The 17773-nt window shown below is 71.6% G+C and carries 18 protein-coding genes; 17 read left to right on the plus strand and 1 reads right to left on the minus strand.

The annotated features are described in order from the left end of the window. The first annotated feature begins 35 nt into the window (after positions 1-35). The 3 genes from AOK09_RS06235 (at position 36) to AOK09_RS06245 (ending at position 3372) form a co-directional block, all read left to right on the plus strand. Positions 36-1460, plus strand: a complete 1425-nt coding sequence (locus AOK09_RS06235) for a site-2 protease family protein (protein ID WP_107101253.1) — start codon at positions 36-38, stop codon at positions 1458-1460. An 88-nt stretch (positions 1461-1548) separates the two neighbouring features. Beyond that, positions 1549-2433 (plus strand): tRNA (adenine-N1)-methyltransferase, encoded by an 885-nt coding sequence (locus AOK09_RS06240; protein ID WP_055586103.1) that lies wholly within the window; start codon positions 1549-1551, stop codon positions 2431-2433. A gap of 279 nt (positions 2434-2712) precedes the next feature. After that, positions 2713-3372, plus strand: coding sequence for a hypothetical protein (locus AOK09_RS06245; RefSeq protein WP_063795855.1), 660 nt, complete (start codon positions 2713-2715; stop codon positions 3370-3372). 114 nt (positions 3373-3486) lie between these two features. Here AOK09_RS06245 and AOK09_RS06250 read toward each other — a convergent pair whose 3' ends face one another. After that, on the minus strand, positions 3487-3774 hold the full coding sequence (locus AOK09_RS06250; protein ID WP_055586105.1) for a ferredoxin: 288 nt from the start codon (positions 3772-3774) through the stop codon (positions 3487-3489). Between the two features lie 281 nt (positions 3775-4055). Between AOK09_RS06250 and arc the strand changes: the two genes are divergently transcribed. The 14 genes from arc to tatA all read left to right on the plus strand — a co-directional run. Beyond that, positions 4056-5822 carry a proteasome ATPase gene (gene arc, locus AOK09_RS06255; protein WP_055586106.1) on the plus strand — a complete coding sequence of 589 codons (1767 nt, stop codon included), beginning with the start codon at positions 4056-4058 and terminating at the stop codon, positions 5820-5822. A gap of 183 nt (positions 5823-6005) precedes the next feature. Then, positions 6006-7517, plus strand: a complete 1512-nt coding sequence (gene dop, locus AOK09_RS06260) for a depupylase/deamidase Dop (protein ID WP_079062802.1) — start codon at positions 6006-6008, stop codon at positions 7515-7517. 152 nt (positions 7518-7669) lie between these two features. Beyond that, on the plus strand, positions 7670-7885 hold the full coding sequence (locus tag AOK09_RS06265; RefSeq protein ID WP_055586108.1) for a ubiquitin-like protein Pup: 216 nt from the start codon (positions 7670-7672) through the stop codon (positions 7883-7885). A 173-nt stretch (positions 7886-8058) separates the two neighbouring features. Further along, a complete protein-coding gene (gene prcB, locus AOK09_RS06270; protein ID WP_055586109.1) occupies positions 8059-8904 on the plus strand; it encodes a proteasome subunit beta in 846 nt (281 codons plus the stop codon). Between the two features lie 65 nt (positions 8905-8969). Next, positions 8970-9821 carry a proteasome subunit alpha gene (gene prcA / locus AOK09_RS06275; protein WP_055586110.1) on the plus strand — a complete coding sequence of 284 codons (852 nt, stop codon included), beginning with the start codon at positions 8970-8972 and terminating at the stop codon, positions 9819-9821. A 396-nt stretch (positions 9822-10217) separates the two neighbouring features. Then, positions 10218-11579, plus strand: a complete 1362-nt coding sequence (gene pafA / locus AOK09_RS06280; RefSeq protein ID WP_055586111.1) for a Pup--protein ligase — start codon at positions 10218-10220, stop codon at positions 11577-11579. Between the two features lie 135 nt (positions 11580-11714). Continuing rightward, the gene (locus tag AOK09_RS06285; RefSeq protein ID WP_245687149.1) at positions 11715-12725 is read left to right on the plus strand and encodes an FKBP-type peptidyl-prolyl cis-trans isomerase; all 1011 of its coding nucleotides are present in this window, start codon (positions 11715-11717) and stop codon (positions 12723-12725) included. A 98-nt stretch (positions 12726-12823) separates the two neighbouring features. Beyond that, positions 12824-14089 carry an FKBP-type peptidyl-prolyl cis-trans isomerase gene (locus tag AOK09_RS06290; RefSeq protein WP_055586112.1) on the plus strand — a complete coding sequence of 422 codons (1266 nt, stop codon included), beginning with the start codon at positions 12824-12826 and terminating at the stop codon, positions 14087-14089. Between the two features lie 83 nt (positions 14090-14172). Continuing rightward, positions 14173-14544 (plus strand): FKBP-type peptidyl-prolyl cis-trans isomerase, encoded by a 372-nt coding sequence (locus AOK09_RS06295; protein ID WP_055586113.1) that lies wholly within the window; start codon positions 14173-14175, stop codon positions 14542-14544. A gap of 215 nt (positions 14545-14759) precedes the next feature. Then, positions 14760-15761, plus strand: a complete 1002-nt coding sequence (locus tag AOK09_RS06300; RefSeq protein ID WP_055586114.1) for a helix-turn-helix transcriptional regulator — start codon at positions 14760-14762, stop codon at positions 15759-15761. Positions 15762-15787: 26 nt separating this feature from the next. After that, a complete protein-coding gene (locus AOK09_RS06305) occupies positions 15788-16735 on the plus strand; it encodes a helix-turn-helix transcriptional regulator (RefSeq protein ID WP_055586118.1) in 948 nt (315 codons plus the stop codon). 63 nt (positions 16736-16798) lie between these two features. Next, positions 16799-17026: a hypothetical protein gene (locus AOK09_RS06310; RefSeq protein WP_055586115.1), complete on the plus strand. Its 228-nt coding sequence runs from the start codon at positions 16799-16801 to the stop codon at positions 17024-17026. 95 nt (positions 17027-17121) lie between these two features. Next, positions 17122-17352 carry a hypothetical protein gene (locus tag AOK09_RS06315; RefSeq protein WP_063795854.1) on the plus strand — a complete coding sequence of 77 codons (231 nt, stop codon included), beginning with the start codon at positions 17122-17124 and terminating at the stop codon, positions 17350-17352. Positions 17353-17574: 222 nt separating this feature from the next. Then, positions 17575-17773: Sec-independent protein translocase subunit TatA (tatA, locus tag AOK09_RS06320; RefSeq protein WP_055586119.1), on the plus strand; the 199-nt coding region annotated here is incomplete at its 3' end.

Below are 17773 nucleotides of genomic sequence, written 5' to 3' on the forward strand. Positions count from 1 at the left end.
GCGGCTGCGCAGCGGCCGCCGGGGGCTCCCGGCGCGTGCCGGGCGGCCCGGGAGAGCCTGAGCAGCTCCTCCAGCGGGTATCAGTGGTTCAGCGGCCGCGGAGCGGTGACCGCCCGGGATCGTCCCCCGTGCGGCCATCACGTAGCGTGGGGCCAGTCACACGATCCGAAGGGGCCAGGGTGAGCGAGACCAAGGGGCAGCCGAGGTCGGACCAGCCCCACCCCGGCGAGCCCGCTACCGGCCCGGGACGGGACCCTGGACAGGACCCCGGACAGGGCCCGGGACAGAAGCCCGGACAGGGCTCGGGGCGGCTCCCCTCGGATTCGCCGCGCGGCGGCATCCTGATGGGGCGGCCCTTCGGCGTCCCCGTCTATGTGACCCCCACCTGGTTCGTCATCGCCGCACTGATCACCTGGGTCTTCGGACACCAGCTGGAGGCGGTGCTGCCGCAGCTCGGCGCCGAGCGCTACCTGGTGTCGCTCTTCTTCGCCGTCGCCTTCTACGGCTCGGTGCTGGTGCACGAGCTGGCCCACACCCTGGTCGCGCTGCGCTTCGGACTGCCGGTGCGCCGTATCCAGCTGCAGTTCTTCGGCGGGGTCTCGGAGATCGAGAAGGAGGCCGAGACCCCGGGCCGGGAGTTCTGGCTCGCCTTCGTCGGGCCGCTGCTCTCCCTGGTGCTCGGCGGGGTCTTCTACCTCGCCCTCCAGCCGGTTCGCCCCGGTACGGTGCCCGGGGTGCTGCTGGCCGGGCTGATGGTGAGCAACATCATCGTGGCCGTCTTCAACCTGCTGCCGGGGCTGCCGCTGGACGGCGGCCGGATGCTGCGCGCGGTCGTGTGGCGGCTGACCGGGCGGCCCATGTCCGGCACCGTCGCCGCGGCCTGGGTGGGGCGCTGCCTGGCCCTGCTGGTGCTGATCGGGCTGCCGCTGCTCAGCGCCCGCCGCAGCGCCGTCAGCGGCTCCGGCGCGGACACCTTCACCGACGCGATCATCGCCGCGGTGCTGGCCTCCATCATCTGGAGCGGCGCGGGCCAGAGTCTGCGCACCGCCCGGCTGAAGGAGGCGCTCCCGCAGCTGCAGGTCCGCGCCCTGACCCGCAAGGCCGTGTCCGTCACCGCCGACACACCGCTCGCCGAGGCGCTGCGGCAGGCCCATGAGACGGGTGCCCGGGGCATCGTGGTCGTCGACGGCCGCGGCGAGCCCCGGGCGCTCGTACGGGAGTCCGCCGTGCTCACCGTGCCCGAGCACCGCCGCCCCTGGACCGCGACCGGCTCCCTCGCCCGCGACCTCACCCCGGCCATGCGGCTGCCCGCCACGGCCGGCGGCGAGGAGCTGCTGGAGGCGCTGCGCACCGCACCGGCCAGCGAGTACCTGGTGGTGGAGGCGGACGGCTCGCCGTACGGGGTGCTCTCCCTCGCCGATGTGGAGAAGGTCCTCACGGCCGCCATGGCCGGCCGCTGAAGGTCCCCGGGAGGCCGCCGGGGGCGGCCGGGGCGGGGACCGTGCTCGGTGGTCGGAGCGGCCCCCACCTGGCACTAGAATGGACCGCATGTCCGAACCGACCGGTGCCGCCCGCCGTCGCGGGCCCTTCCAGGTCGGGGACCAGGTCCAGCTCACCGACCCCAAGGGACGCCACTACACGTTCACGCTCGAGGCCGGGAAGAACTTTCACACCCACAAGGGTTCCTTCCCCCACGACGAGCTGATCGGTGCCCCCGAGGGCACTGTCGTGCGTACCACGGGGAACGTCGCCTACCTCGCGCTGCGGCCCCTGCTCCCCGACTACGTCCTCTCCATGCCGCGCGGCGCCGCGGTGGTCTACCCCAAGGACGCGGGGCAGATCATCTCCATGGCCGACATCTTCCCCGGCGCCCGGGTCGTCGAGGCGGGTGTGGGCTCCGGGGCGCTCTCCACCTATCTGCTGCGCGCGGTCGGCGACCAGGGCATGCTCTCCTCCTACGAGCGGCGGGCCGACTTCGCCGAGATCGCCAGGCAGAACGTCGAGCGCTACTTCGGCGGGCAGCACCCGGCGTGGAAGCTCACCGTCGGTGATCTGCAGGACAACCTGGCGGAGTCCGACGTCGACCGGGTGATCCTGGACATGCTGGCGCCCTGGGAGTGCCTGGACGCGGTGTCCAAGGCGCTGGTGCCCGGCGGTCTGGTCTGCTGCTACGTGGCCACCACCACGCAGATGTCCAAGACCGTGGAGGCGCTGCGCGAGCACCGGACCTTCACCGAGCCGCAGGCCTGGGAGACCATGGTCCGCACCTGGCACCTGGAGGGCCTGGCCGTCCGGCCGGACCACCGCATGATCGGCCACACCGGCTTTCTGCTGACCGCCCGCCGCCTGGCCGACGGGGTGGAGCCGCCGATGCGCCGCCGCCGTCCCGCCAAGGGCGCCTACGGCGAGGACTACGAGGCCGCCACCTCCTGAGCCCGACCCGCTTCGGCGAGCCGTGACCCCCAGGGGCGCGGGGAGCCCCGCACAAGCAGCCCGCGACCTCCGCGGGGCTGCCGCGGGGACCCTGCGCCCCTGAGTCGCTCCCGGCCCGGCTGAGGCCTCCTGCGGGCCCCTCGGGCCCGTCGGCGGTGCGCCGCAGGGATGCCGGGTGCCCGGGGGGTGCGGCGGCGGATCGGTGTGGCAAGATCTGCGGCACATGACATGCCCACCGTGCAGATGTACGGGCACCGCTCCGGTGGAGGGGATCACCAGGTGGACGAAGCAGCCGAGGCCGGTACGGACACGCCGCCCAGCGGCCCCGCGCACGCCCGCTCGGGTCCGGTCCACTGGGCCGTGACCGCTGCGGCGGTGGGCGCGGTGATCGCCACCGCCGTGGTCGGGGCACCGGCCGAGGGCGCGCCGCGCGCCGTACGGTCCCCGGCCCCGGGGCACGCGGAGGCGCCCGTCACGGCCGCCCCCGCCGTCGCGCCGGACCCGTCCAGGGTCCAACTGCCGCTGGACTGCGGCCCGTTCCCGGTGAAGGCGGCGCACAGGTTCAGCGCGGACCTGGACGGTGACGGCCGTCCGGAGACGGTGGTCGCGGCGCACTGCGACGGCACCAACGGCACCCCGCCCGACGGCGTCTACGTCCTGGCCGGGGAGCCGGCCGCGGGGGCATCCGGAGCCGGATCGGCAGCCGGGGGATCGGCAGCGCCGAGGATCGCCGCCACCCTGGTCCGGCCCCAGGAGGATCTCAGCGTGACGGAGCTGGAGTCGGGTCCCGACGGAACGGTGGTCGCGCGGGTGCAGGGCTACTCCGGCGTGGATGTGGCCCGCTGCTGCCCGGATGTGAACCTGATTCTCACCTGGGCCCGGGCCGGGTCCGAGTGGATCCGCGCTCAGGCCTCCGCGCCCGCTCCCGCGGTCGGTTAGGCGTGCGCCGCCCGGTCCCCGGGCGGGCAGCGGGCCGTCGAGGTCCGTCCGTCGAGGTCCTCCGCCCGCGGGCCGTGCGGGCCGGCCCCGTACGGTGCGGGCGCCGGTGCGGCCTCAGTCGGCGTCCGGCCCGTAGACCTCGACCCGGTCGCGGACGCGGCGGACGTGAATGCAGTCCCCGGGGCACTCCTTCGCCGAATCCACCACGTCCTGAAGGACGGTCAGCGGAACGGGCACGCTCTCTCCGGGCTGCTGCCGGAGTTCGTCGTCGGTGCCTTTCACATAGGCGAGGCCGTCGATGTCGAGTTCGAAGACCTCGGGCGCGTACTGCGCGCAGATCCCGTCACCGGTGCAGAGATCCTGGTCGATCCACACTTCGAGGGGCTCGTCGGTCACGGACATCCCGCCTGCCGTTTCTGTCCTGAGTCGCCCCCTGTGGGGGCATTCCCGCCATTCGTACAGCGATCGCACCGGATGTGACATCGGCGACCACGCATTGACCTGATCGACGATACATCTGGTCGCTTTCCGCAGGTGTCGGCTGGGTATCTCCCTGGCGAGGGGAAGCGCGCAAGGGTGAAGATCGGACACGCCCCTTCCGTCTTTCTGATCTAGGGGTTTACACAACCCCCGGCACAGGTAGGGTCTGGAAGCGTCCAGCTCCCCCGGAGGAGGTGAGGACCGTGGCAGCCCACGATGACGACTACAACCGCAGCACCGGCAGGCCGGCTCGGGGTTCCGACGAGGCCGCGCAGGTCTCGTTCCTCGAGCAGGAGATTGCCGTCCTGCGCCGCAAGCTCGCGGACTCGCCGCGCCACTCGAGGATCCTCGAGGAGCGCATTGTCGAGCTGCAGACCAACCTGGCCGGTGTGACGGCCCAGAACGAACGGCTCGCCGCCACCCTCCGCGAGGCCCGCGACCAGATCGTGGCCCTCAAGGAGGAGGTGGACCGGCTGGCCCAGCCCCCCGCCGGGTTCGGTACCTTCCTCGAAGCGGTGGAGGACGGGACGGCGGACATCTTCACCGGCGGCCGCAAGCTGCGGGTCAACGTCAGCCCGAACGTCGACCTGGACGAGCTGCGGCGCGGCCAGGAGGTCCTGCTCAACGAGGCCATGAACGTCGTGGAGGCGCTGGAGTTCGAGTCCCTCGGCGAGATCGTCACCCTCAAGGAGGTCCTGGAGGACGGCGAGCGCGCCCTGGTGCTCGGGCACACCGACGAGGAGCGCGTGGTCCGGCTGGCGGAGCCGCTGCGCGACATCACCATCCGGTCCGGTGACGCGCTGCTGCTGGAGCCCCGCTCCGGCTATGTGTACGAGGTGATCCCCAAGGCCGAGGTCGAGGAGCTGGTCCTCGAGGAGGTCCCGGACATCGACTACCGGCAGATCGGCGGCCTGACCAACCAGATCGAGCAGATCCGCGACGCCGTCGAGCTGCCCTACCTGCATGCCGAGCTCTTCCAGGAGTACGAGCTGCGCCCGCCCAAGGGCGTCCTGCTCTACGGCCCGCCCGGCTGCGGCAAGACGCTGATCGCCAAGGCGGTGGCCAACTCGCTGGCCAAGAAGGTGGCCGACGTCACCGGCCGCCCCCAGGGCAAGAGCTACTTCCTCAACATCAAGGGCCCCGAGCTGCTCAACAAGTACGTGGGCGAGACCGAGCGGCAGATCCGCCTGGTCTTCCAGCGGGCCCGGGAGAAGGCGAGCGAGGGCACCCCCGTCATCGTCTTCTTCGACGAGATGGAGTCGCTCTTCCGCACCCGCGGCTCGGGTGTCAGCTCGGACGTGGAGAACACCATCGTCCCCCAGCTGCTCGCCGAGATCGACGGTGTGGAGGGTCTGGAGAACGTCATCGTCATCGGCGCCTCCAACCGGGAGGACATGATCGACCCGGCGATCCTGCGGCCGGGCCGGCTGGACGTCAAGATCAAGATCGAGCGGCCGGACGCCGAGGCCGCCAAGGACATCTTCTCGAAGTATCTCAAGGCCACCCTCCCGCTGCACCCCGACGACCTCAAGGAACACGGCTCCTCGGCGGACGCCACCGTCGAAGCCATGATCCAGTCGGTGGTGGAGCGGATGTACTCGGAGACCGAGGAGAACCGCTTCCTGGAGGTCACCTACGCCAACGGTGACAAGGAGGTCCTGTACTTCAAGGACTTCAACTCCGGCGCCATGATCCAGAACATCGTGGACCGGGCGAAGAAGATGGCCATCAAGGACTTCCTCGACCACGGCCAGAAGGGCCTGCGCGTCTCCCACCTGCTCGCCGCGTGCGTCGACGAGTTCAAGGAGAACGAGGACCTGCCCAACACCACCAACCCGGACGACTGGGCCCGCATCTCCGGCAAGAAGGGCGAGCGGATCGTCTTCATCCGCACGCTGGTCACCGGCAAGCAGGGCGCCGAGTCCGGCCGATCCATCGACACCGTGGCCAACACGGGTCAGTACCTGTAGGACCAGTCGCCCGGACGGGCCGCCACACGACCGCCAACACCGTCCGGCTGCGGGAGCCCGCCCGGGTCACCGCAGCCGGACGGTGTGCGCGGCGGACGATCCGCCCGATGTCCGCCGGGGGTTCTAGGCTCAAGGGGCAGCGCCGCGCCCGGCAGGGGCGCGGCGCCGGGCAAGGAGGGCCGCATGTCTGTACGGCGCGTGATGGGGATCGAGACCGAGTACGGCATCTCCGTGCCGGGGCACCCCAACGCCAACGCCATGCTCACCTCGTCCCAGATCGTCAACGCCTATGCGGCGGCGATGCAGCGGGCGAGGCGGGCCCGGTGGGACTTCGAGGAGGAGAACCCGCTCCGGGACGCCCGGGGCTTCGACCTCGCCCGCGACGCCGCGGACTCCAGCCAGCTCACCGACGAGGACATCGGCCTGGCCAATGTCATCCTCACCAACGGTGCCCGGTTCTACGTCGACCACGCCCATCCGGAGTACAGCGCCCCCGAGACCACCAATCCGCGTGAGGCGGTGCTCTGGGACAAGGCCGGCGAGCGCATCATGGCGGCCGCGGCGGCGCGCGCCGCGGAGCTGCCCGGGGCGCAGCCCATCCACCTCTACAAGAACAACACCGACAACAAGGGCGCTTCCTACGGCTGCCACGAGAACTACCTGATGCGGCGGTCGACCCCGTTCGCCGACATCGTCCGGCACCTCACCCCGTTCTTCGTCTCCCGGCAGGTGGTCTGCGGCGCCGGCCGGGTCGGCATCGGCCAGGACGGCTCCGCGCACGGCTTCCAGATCAGTCAGCGGGCCGACTACTTCGAGGTCGAGGTGGGTCTGGAGACCACCCTCAAACGGCCCATCATCAACACCCGGGACGAGCCGCACGCCGACGCCGAGAAGTACCGCCGGCTGCATGTGATCATCGGCGACGCCAACCTCTCCGAGATCTCCACCTACCTCAAGCTGGGCACCACCGCCCTGGTGCTGTCGATGATCGAGGACGGGTTCATCAATGTGGACCTCGCCGTCGACCAGCCGGTGCGCACCCTGCACCAGGTCTCCCACGACCCGTCCCTGCAGCGCCTGGTCACTCTGCGCAACGGCCGCACCCTCACCGCGGTGCAGCTCCAGATGGAGTACTGCGAGCTGGCCCACAAGTACGTCGAGGAGCGCTACGGCGCGGACGCCGACGAGCAGACCCGGGACGTGCTGGACCGCTGGGAGGACGTGCTCGGCCGGCTGCAGCGCGACCCGATGAGCCTCAGCCGGGAGCTGGACTGGATCGCCAAGAAGGAGATCCTGGAGGGCTACCGCAACCGCGACGGCCTGGGCTGGGACAACCCCCGGTTGCACCTGGTCGACCTGCAGTACTCCGACGTCCGCGAGGAGAAGGGCCTGTACAACCGCCTGGTGGCGCGCGGCCGCTTCGAGCGGCTGCTGGAGGAGGGCGATGTCACCCGGGCGGCGGTGAAGCCCCCGGAGGACACCAGGGCGTACTTCCGCGGGCGCTGCCTGGAGCAGTACGCGGAGCATGTCGCGGCCGCCTCGTGGGACTCGGTGATCTTCGACCTCCCGGGTCGTGACTCGCTGCAGCGGGTGCCGACCCTGGAGCCCCTGCGGGGGACCCGCAACCACGTCAAGGAGCTGCTGGACCGCTGCCGCACCGCCGAGGACCTCGTACGGGTGCTCTCCGGCGCGTGACCCGGCAGTCACCAAGAGTGAAGGCGCTGCGGATGGGAATCATCGAGGGGAGCCCCGGACGTTGAGAGAGGTGAACGGAACCGGAGCGCTTGTCGTAGCCCGTATGTAGGGTCTGACCAGTATCGCAATCGCAAGCGAGCGGGGTGAGGGATATGGCGACCAAGGACACCGGCGGCCAGCAGCGGGCCAACCGCTCCTCCGAGGAGGTCGAGGAGGAGACGCCCGAGGCGCAGGGCTCCGAGGATCTCAAGGAGCGGCAGGAGAAGCTCTCCGACGACGTCGACGCGGTTCTCGACGAAATCGACGATGTGCTGGAGTCCAATGCCGAGGACTTCGTTCGGGGTTTTGTCCAGAAGGGCGGCGAGTAGTCGCAAAATGTCCGATACGGGGGTCGGACAGCACCGCGGAGCATTCCCCGGAATGCTCCGCGGATTGCTACCCGTATTCAGGTCGAGCCGATCATGTGGATCGCGACCATGAAACGGGTAGGGTCCGTGCCGTACCTGCACTGGCGGGCCGCCGCCTCTTCGGAAGGGATCGTGTGGAAGCCAACACTCACGGCACCGGGCGTCTACCGGCTGCCTTCCTGACCCCAGGGTCCTCGTCGTTCATCGACTTCCTGGCGGAGCACTCGCCCGAGCTGCTCCCCGGTCGGCGTACGCTGCCCGCCGCCCCGGCCACGATCGAGATCCCGCACGGGACCACCATCGTCTCGGCGGTCTTCTCCGGCGGAGTGGTGCTCGCCGGCGACCGCCGCGCCACCATGGGCAATGTCATCGCCCAGCGCGACATCGAGAAGGTCTTCCCCGCCGACGACTACTCCGCCGTCGGCATCGCCGGCACCGCGGGGCTGGCGGTGGAGATGGTGCGGCTGTTCCAGCTGGAGCTGGAGCACTACGAGAAGATCGAGGGCGCCCAGCTCTCCCTGGAGGGCAAGGCCAACCGCCTCTCCACCATGATCCGCGGCAACCTCGGCATGGCGATGCAGGGCCTGGCCGTGGTGCCGCTCTTCGCCGGGTACGACCTGGACCGCGGCCGGGGGCGGATCTTCACCTATGACGTCACCGGAGGCCGCTCCGAGGAGCGGGGCTTCGCGGCCACCGGCTCCGGCTCGGTCTTCGCCCGCGGCGCGCTCAAGAAGCTCTACCGGGACGACCTGACGGCCGATCAGGCGGCCACCCTGGTCGTCCAGGCACTGTACGACGCGGCCGACGACGACTCCGCCACCGGCGGCCCCGACATGGCCCGGCGGATCTTCCCCATCGTGGCCCTGGTCACCGAGGACGGCTTCCGCAGGCTCTCCGAGGAGGAGGTCTCCGAGATCGCCCGCGCGATCACCGCCAAGCGGCTGGAGCAGCCCGACGGCCCGCAGGCACCCCTGCTGTAGCCCCGGCGGCCCCGCCGCATCCCCGACCCACACCCGGACCACCTGACAGAAGGGGACGACAGCCGGTGTCGACGCCGTTCTACGTCTCACCCCAGCAGGCCATGGCGGACCGCGCCGAATACGCCCGCAAGGGCATCGCGCGGGGCCGCAGCGTGGTCGTGCTCACCTACACCGACGGCATCGTCTTCGTCGCGGAGAACACCTCCCGGGCGCTGCACAAGGTCAGCGAGATCTACGACCGCATCGCCTATGCCGCCGTCGGTCGCTACAACGAGTTCGAGAACCTGCGGATCGGCGGTGTGCGCTACGCCGACCTGCGGGGCTACTCCTACGACCGGGCCGATGTCACCGCCCGCGGCCTGGCCAACGTCTACGCCCAGACGCTCGGCACCATCTTCTCCTCGGTCGGCGAGAAGCCCTACGAGGTGGAGCTGATCGTGGCTGAGGTCGGCCGCAGCCCCGAGGACGACCAGATCTACCGCCTCACCCCCGACGGTTCGGTGGTGGACGAGCACAACAGCGTGGTGGTCGGCGGCAACGCCGACTCCATCGGCAACTACCTCGGCCAGCGGCACCGGGCGGGATTCACCCTCGCCGAGGCGTTGGGCCTCGCTGTGGAGTCGCTCGCCCGCGACCCCAACGGCGGCACTCCGCGCACCATCACTCCCGAGCAGCTGGAGGTGGCGGTCCTCGACCGCAGCCGCCCCCAGCAGCGGAAGTTCAAGCGGGTGCTGGGCGCCCAGCTGAACCGGCTGCTGGAGGCCGCCGGCCACAGCGAGGAGGAGGCGCCGGTCGCCCCGCCCGTGGCCCCGCCGGCCGGCGGCTCGCAGGAGGACACCCGTCCGCCCGTCGCCCCCGAGATCGACAAGCCGTCCGCGTCCGGCGACGAGGACGAGCCGACCGATCCGCCCCTGTAGCGGCCGCGTCGCGCTCCCCGGACGCCCGCGCGGGCGTCCGGGGAGCGCGACAGTGTGGACGGCCCGCAGCACCGCAGCGGGCCGTCCGCCCCGCCTGCACGCCTCCGGAGCGGCACAGTGTCCGTCGTCCGCCGCCCCGCGACCGCGGAGCGGCGTGCGGGCGGCCCACCCGGGCGCGCCCGCCCCTGCCGCCGGCCGCGGTCATGCCGCCGTCGTGCCGCCGCGGTGCAGCAGGGTGGTGCTCCGCACCCCGGCGGCCTTCCGGCGGCCACGTCCGGGTGAATCCGAGTGGTCGGCGGGGTCCTGCCGACGCGCATCCGCCGCTCCCGGCGGGCGTGATCGAATCGCCGTCCCCGAAACGGTTTCAGAAGCCGTCCAAAAGCGTAAAGTCCACTCATGGACCGCCGCATTTTCGGGCTGGAGAACGAGTACGGTGTCACCTGCACGTTCCGGGGGCAGCGGCGCCTGTCCCCGGACGAAGTGGCGCGCTACCTCTTCCGCCGTGTCGTCTCGTGGGGCCGCAGCAGCAATGTGTTCCTGCGCAATGGTGCACGCCTCTATCTGGACGTCGGTTCGCACCCGGAGTATGCCACTCCCGAGTGCGACGACGTCACCGAACTGGTCACGCATGACAAGGCCGGTGAACGCATCCTCGAGGGCCTGCTGGTGGACGCCGAGCGGCGTCTGCACGAGGAGGGCATCGCCGGGGACGTCTACCTCTTCAAGAACAACACCGACTCGGCCGGCAACTCCTACGGCTGTCACGAGAACTACCTGGTGGCACGGCACGGGGAGTTCTCCCGGCTGGCGGACATCCTGATCCCGTTCCTGGTCACCCGGCAGCTGATCTGCGGGGCCGGCAAGGTGCTGCAGACCCCCCGCGGGGCGGTGTACTGCGTCAGCCAGCGGGCGGAGCACATCTGGGAGGGCGTCAGCTCGGCGACCACCCGTTCCCGTCCCATCATCAACACCCGCGACGAGCCGCACGCCGACGCCGAGCGCTACCGCAGGCTCCATGTCATCGTCGGCGACTCCAACATGTCGGAGACCACCACCCTGCTCAAGGTGGGCGCCACCGACCTGGTGCTGCGCATGATCGAGGCCGGCACGGTGATGCGCGACCTCACCCTGGAGAACCCCATCCGGGCCATCCGCGAGGTCAGCCATGACCTCAGCGGCCGCCGCCAGGTCAGGCTGGCCAACGGCCGGGAGGCCTCCGCCCTGGAGATCCAGGAGGAGTACTACGCCAAGGCGGTGGAGTTCGCCGACCGGCGCGGCATCCGCACCGGCACCGTGGAGCGGGTGCTGGACCTGTGGGGCCGCACCCTGGACGCGGTCCGCACGGAGGACCTCGCCAAGGTCGGCACCGAGATCGACTGGGTCATGAAGCACCAGCTGATCGAGCGCTACCGGGAGAAGAACGGCATGTCGATGTCCCACCCCCGGGTGGCCCAGATCGACCTCGCCTACCACGACATCCACCGCCGCCGCGGCCTGTTCTACCTGCTGCAGAACCGGGGGCAGGCCGAGCGGGTCACCACCGACCTCAAGACCTTCCAGGCCAAGTCGGTGCCGCCGCAGACCACCCGGGCCAGGCTGCGGGGCGACTTCATCCGCCGGGCCCAGGAGCAGCGGCGGGACTTCACGGTCGACTGGGTGCACCTGAAGCTCAACGACCAGGCGCAGCGCACCGTGCTGTGCAAGGACCCCTTCCGCTCGGTGGACGAGCGGGTGGACAAGCTGATCGCCGGCATGTGACCGGCCGCCGGGCCGGTGATCGGAAGGAATGACCGATCACCGGTCCGGCGGAGCGCGGGCGTCGGCCTGCCGGGGGTTGCGGGAGGTCGGGTCCTATGGTGTCCGGAGAGTCCGGAACGCCGTATGTGACCGACCGTGAGGAACTTCGTGCGCCCCCTGCGCCCCTTCGCCGCACTGCTCGTCCTGCCGCTCCTGGTGATCACCGGGTGCAGCGACGGCGGCGGCGGCTCCAAGACCGCCAGTAGCCCTTCGCCCACCTCGGCCGCCTCGCCGCAGGCCGTGCCGACGCCGGTCCCCTCGGCGTCGCCCATGCCCACCGTCTCGGGCATGGCCGGACAGAAGGCGGACATCACGCTGCCCTCCGGCCGGCCGAGCGGCAAGTTCGTGGTCTCCACCGTCTCCGAGGGCACCGGGGCCACGGTCCGCACCTCGGACTGGGTGACCATCGACTACACCGCCAAGGACTGGACGACCGGCAAGGCCGTGCCCAGCTCCTACGACAAGGGGCAGAAGCCGCAGCTCTACCAGGCCGGCACGGGTCAGCTGATCCCCGCCTTCGACGCCAGTGTGGTGGGACGCAAGGTGGGCAGCCGGGTCCTGGTGGTGGCACCGCCCGCGGCGGCCTTCGGCAGCAAGGGCAGCACCGCGCTGGGCGTGGGCCCCGACGACACCCTGGTCTTCGTGGTGGACATCCTGCAGTCGGTGCCGCAGAACACCGTCCTGACCGGGCACAGCGTCCCGCCGCCGGCGGGGATGCCCCAGGTGAAGGACAACGGCAGGAAGGCCGCGACCATCACGGTGCCCAAGGGCCAGGCGCCGCCGACGACGCTGAAGAGCGCGGTGCTGATCAAGGGCACAGGACCCAAGGTCACCTCGGGCCAGACCATCGTCGCCCAGTACACGGGAGCGCTCTGGTCCACGGGCGCGAACTTCGACTCCTCCTGGGACCACGGCGGGGCCACCGCCTTCCAGATCGGCACCGGCCAGGTCATCAAGGGCTGGGACCAGGGGCTGGTGGGCCAGACCGTCGGCAGCCGGGTGCTGCTGGTGATCCCGCCGTCGCTGGGCTACGGCGACCAGGCCCAGGACAAGATCCCGGCCAAGTCGACCCTGGTCTTCGTCATCGACATCCTCCAGGCCGTCTGACCTCGACCCGGTCGCCCGGGGGCCGGATTCTCAGGGAGACCTGACATACTGCTGCCGCTCTGCGCAGCAGTAAGCGAGGAACGGCGAATTGGGGAGTCATGTCTGAGAACGCGCCGGGCCCGGGTGACCCCCGCCGGACCAGCGACCCGGCCGCCCTGCGGCCGGGCGGGGTCCTGGGCGGCACGGGCGAGTCGATAGTGGTCCAGAAGCCGGAGACGGGTCGCCGGGTGAACCGGCCGGCCGCCGAGGAGGAGCAGCCGGAGGTGTTCGCCTCCAATGTGCGGCGCACCGCCTCGTCCGAGGCCGGGTACGACGAGGCGCCCCCCACGGTGGGCAGGCTCGGCGTGATCCTGGGGACGGTGCTCGCCGTGCTGCTGGTGGGCAGCGGTATCACCCTGTGGATGGCCAACCGGCCGGACGACAGCAAGCCGGCCGCCGACGCCGCACCCACGGCCACCGCGGACTCGCCCGCACCCTCGGCCTCGGCCGCGCCCACGGTGCCGCCGATCAAGGACAATGCCGCGGTGCTGCCCACGGTCTCCGGCGCGACCGGCAAGAAGGCCGACATCGCGGTGCCCAAGCAGAAGCCCGACGGCTCCTTCGTGGTGAAGACCCTCACTGAGGGCGACGGCGCGGTGGTGAAGAAGAACGACTGGGTCACCGTCGACTACAGCGCCAAGGACTGGACGACCGGCAAGTCCATCCCCAGCTCCTACGACAAGGACGGCAAGCCGCAGCTGTTCCAGGCCGGGGCCGGTGAGCTGATCGCGGCGCTGGACAGCAGCGTCACGGGCCGCAAGGTGGGCAGCCGGGTCCTGGTGGTGGCGCCGCCCGCGGCGGCCTTCCGCGACCAGGGCAACTCCCAGCTGGGCATCGGCGCCAAGGACACGCTGATCTTCGTGGTGGACATCGTCCGGTCCATGGACCCGGGCGCGACCGTCTCCGGCACCCCGGCGGCGGCCCCCTCCGACATGCCCCAGGTGAAGGACAACGGCAAGAAGGCCGCGGAGATCACGGTGCCCAAGGGCATCGCCGCGCCCAAGTCGCTGAAGAGCGCAGTGCTCATCAAGGGCACCGGACCCAAGGTCACCAGCGGGCAGAAGGTGGTCGTCCAGTACACCGGTCTGCTCTACAGCAACGGCAAGAAGTTCGACTCCTCGCTTGACCACGGCTCCGCCTTCAGCTTCACCACCGGCGGCGGCCAGGTCATCCAGGGCTGGGACAAGGGTCTGGTCGGCCAGACCGTCGGCAGCCGGGTGGAGCTGGTGATCCCGCCGTCGCTCGGCTACGGGGACCAGGCGCAGTCGGGGATTCCGGCCAAGTCGACGCTGGTCTTCGTCGTGGACATCCTGGAGGCGGGGTAAGAATGACCGGGCGGCCGCCCCGGTGGCGGCCCCCGCACGCACCGAGGAGCCCCGGATCTGCCGGGGCCATGGAAAGAGGCAATGTGAGCATCGAGAAGCCGCTGGTCGACTTCCCGGGCGGAGAGCCGCCGGCGGAGCTGCAGATCCGCGACATCTGGGTGGGCGACGGTCCCGAGGCCAAGCCCGGCCAGACCGTCGAGGTCCACTACGTGGGCGTGGCCTTCAGCACCGGCGAGGAGTTCGACGCCAGCTGGAACCGTAACCAGACCTTCCGCTTCCCGCTGGGTGGCGGCCGTGTCATCAAGGGCTGGGACCAGGGCGTCGTCGGCATGAAGGTCGGCGGCCGTCGTGAGCTGGTCATCCCGGCCCACCTGGCCTACGGCAACCAGAGCCCCACTCCGGCCATCAAGCCCGGTGAGACGCTGATCTTCGTGGTGGACCTGCTGTCGGTCTGACCTCGACGATTCCACCGCCGCCCCCCGGTCCGCCGGGGGGCGGCGCGCGTTGCGGACAACCGCCGCGCATCCGAACCCACTTCACCACCGGACCAGGTTTCACAGCCCGGGCCGGTGACGGTACGGTCGAGGCGCCGGACAGCGTCCGTCCGGCAGGCACCTGCCCTCCGCCGAGGAGGCGGGCGCGCACCCGCAGCACTCCGGAAGGGTCAGCGATGGCGATCGCCAAGGCAGAGCGGCTGATGAACCTCGCCCTGTGCCTGATGAACACCAGGCGCCCGCTCTCGAAGAAGGAGCTGCGGGACTCCGTCGAGGCCTACCGGGAGGCGTCCGCCGCCGGCAGCGAGGAGGCCTTCAACCGGATGTTCGAGCGGGACAAGGACGACCTGCGCGAACTCGGCCTGGTCATCGACGTCGACGAGTCCTCCCTGGACGGCGAGGTCGGCTATGTCGCCCGCCGCGACCGCAACCGGCTGCCGGAGATCGCGCTGGACGCCGAGGAGGCCGCGGCGCTGAGCCTCGCGGCCCGCGTCTGGCAGCAGGCCCGGCTGGCCGGAGCCGCCAGCGGCGCCCTGCAGAAGCTGCGCGCCGCGGGCGTCCCCTTCGAGGCGGCCGCCGACCGCGAGCACACCGCCCTGGAGCCCCGCATCCCGGCCCGCGAGGCCGCCTTCGAGCCGCTGCTGCTCGCCGCCCGCGACCGCCGCCCCGTCGTCTTCGAGTACCGCAAGGCCGGCGCCGTACGCGCCGAGCAGCGCAGTGTCGAGCCCTGGGCCCTGGAGTGCTGGCACGGCCACTGGTACGTGGCCGGCTGGGACCGCGACCGCAAGGACGCCCGGGTCTTCCGGCTGAGCCGCATCACCGGCCGGGTCCGCACCCGGTCGGGCGGCTTCACCGCCGACGTCCCCGACCATGTGGACGTACGGGAGAACGTCGCCCGGTTCGCCGGTGAGGGCGCCACCGCCACCGCCCGGATCAGGCTGCGCCGCGGGGCCGCCTTCCCGCTGCGCGCCAAGGCGCTGGCCAGCGATCCGGTGGACGCCGACTGGGACGAGCTGGAGATCCCCTACGGCTACGGCCTGGGCGCCTGGCTCGCCGAGTTCGGCGCCGACGTGGTGGTGCTCGGCCCGGACGACCTGCGCGCCGACGTGGTGGCCAGGCTGCGCGCCGTGGCCGGCCAGGACACCGACCAGAACGCCACCCAGGGAGCCCAGCGGTGAGCAACGCCATCGACCAGACCCGCCGGATGCTCTCCCTGGTGACCTATCTGCGGGAACGCCCGGGCGCCCGGGTGGGTGAGGTCGCCCGCGCCTTCGGCATCACCGAGCAGGAGCTGATCGGCGACCTCAATGTGCTGCCCATGTGCGGCACCTCCTTCCGCGGCGGCGACCTGCTGGACATCGACACCGACGGTGAGCGCATCTGGTGGCACAACGTCGACGACGTCGCCCAGCCGCTGCGGCTCGCCGCCGACGAGGCCACCGCCCTCCTGGTGGCCGCCCGTGCCGTCGCCGGCCTGCCCGGGCTGCGGGAACGCGACCGGCAGGCGCTCACCCGCGCCGTCGCCAAGATCGAGTCCTCGGCCGGGGAGAGCGCCCAGGGCAGCGCCAGGGTCGGGGTCACCTTCGAGGCCGAGGGCCATGTCTTCGCCGACGTCGACCGGGCGCTGTCCGAGCGCCGCCGGCTCTGGCTGCGGTACTACTCCTACGGCCGCGGCGGCATGACCGAGCGCGAGGTGGACCCCATCCGCATGGTCACCGAGGGCCACACCTATCTGGAGGCCTGGTGCCGGGTCTCCGAGGGCCGGCGGATGTTCCGCCTGGACCGGGTCGCCGACCTGCGGGTGCTCGACGCCCCGGCCGACCCGCCGCCGCTGGAGCTGCGGGACCTCTCGGAGGGCCTGGTACGCCCCGCCGCGGACGACCCCGAGGTGGTGCTGGAGGTGGGCCCCGGCGGCCGCTGGGTCACCGAGTACTACGCCCACGACGAGGCGGTCGAGCTTCCGGACGGCGGGCTGCGTATCACCCTGCGCACCCCGGATCCCTCCGGGCTGCGCCGCCTGGCGCTGCGGCTGGGCCGCGACGGGCGCATCGTCGCCCCCGCGGACCTCGCCGAGCAGGCCCGCGCCACCGCAGCGGAGGCGCTGGCCGCCTATGGTCCCGACGCGGCGGAGCAGGCCCCGGCGGAGAGCTGACCTGACCGGCGCCGGGAGGTGACGGGGGCGGGGCCCGCTGGGTCCGGAGAGGAACGGTGCGCGGTGGCCACCACCACGCGTTTCAAGGCGTTCTGCACGGAGTGCCGCACCAAGGTGGAGCTGGGGGCCGAGGCGCTGCGCCTGGCCGTCGGCCGCACCCGCGAGCGCACCTTCTACAGCTTCACCTGCCCCGAGTGCGGGGCCGCGGTGCGCAAGCCCGCCGGGGACCGGATCGTCGACGCCCTGACCGGCGCCGGGGTGTCCACCATGCGCCTGCATCCTGGCCGGTAGTGGACACCGAGCCCGCCGGGCCCGGGAGCGTCCCGGAGGGTCCGGGCGGGCGCCGGACCTCCGGACGGCCCGGCGGAGGACGGTAGGCTCAGGGCATGCCATGGATGATCGTCGGGGCCACCGGACTGGCCACTGCCGGGCTGCTTGTCCTGGGCCTGTTGGGAATCCGCGTCTGGCTGGACGTACGCCACCTGGCCCGCGAGGTGGAGACCGCCTCCCGTGCGGTGGCCGGGGCCGTCACCGGTCTGGAGCAGGCCGCCGCCCCGCTCGCCGACGCCCTCGCGGCCACCGCCGGCGACGGACGCCCGCAGGCCGCCGGCGGCTGACCCTCGTGCAGCGGGCCTCACGGGGTTACGCTCGGGGAGCGGCCCTTCGATGTGCGGTGGGGGTCGTTGCCGTGGAGACCGCGGGGGGTTGCCTTCCGTTCAACACCTCAGGCTACGATCGCCCGCAGGAGTTGCACGGTGCAGATGGGCCCGCTGCTCCGGCGCCCGGAGGTCACGGGCGCCAAGACCCGGAACACCGCCTCGCTGAAAAGGTAGTCGCTTATGTTTGGCAGGCTCGGAGCACCCGAGATCATTCTCATTCTTGTGGTCGTCGTGCTGCTGTTCGGCGCCAAGCGGCTCCCCGACATGGCCCGGTCCCTCGGCCAGTCGCTGCGCATCCTCAAGAGCGAGACCAAGGCCATGAAGACCGACGGCGCGGCCGACGCCCCTGCGGAGCGCACCGCCGACGCCGCCCCGGCCG

Source organism: Peterkaempfera griseoplana (assembly GCF_001418575.1).
In the GTDB taxonomy this organism is placed as follows: domain Bacteria; phylum Actinomycetota; class Actinomycetes; order Streptomycetales; family Streptomycetaceae; genus Peterkaempfera; species Peterkaempfera griseoplana.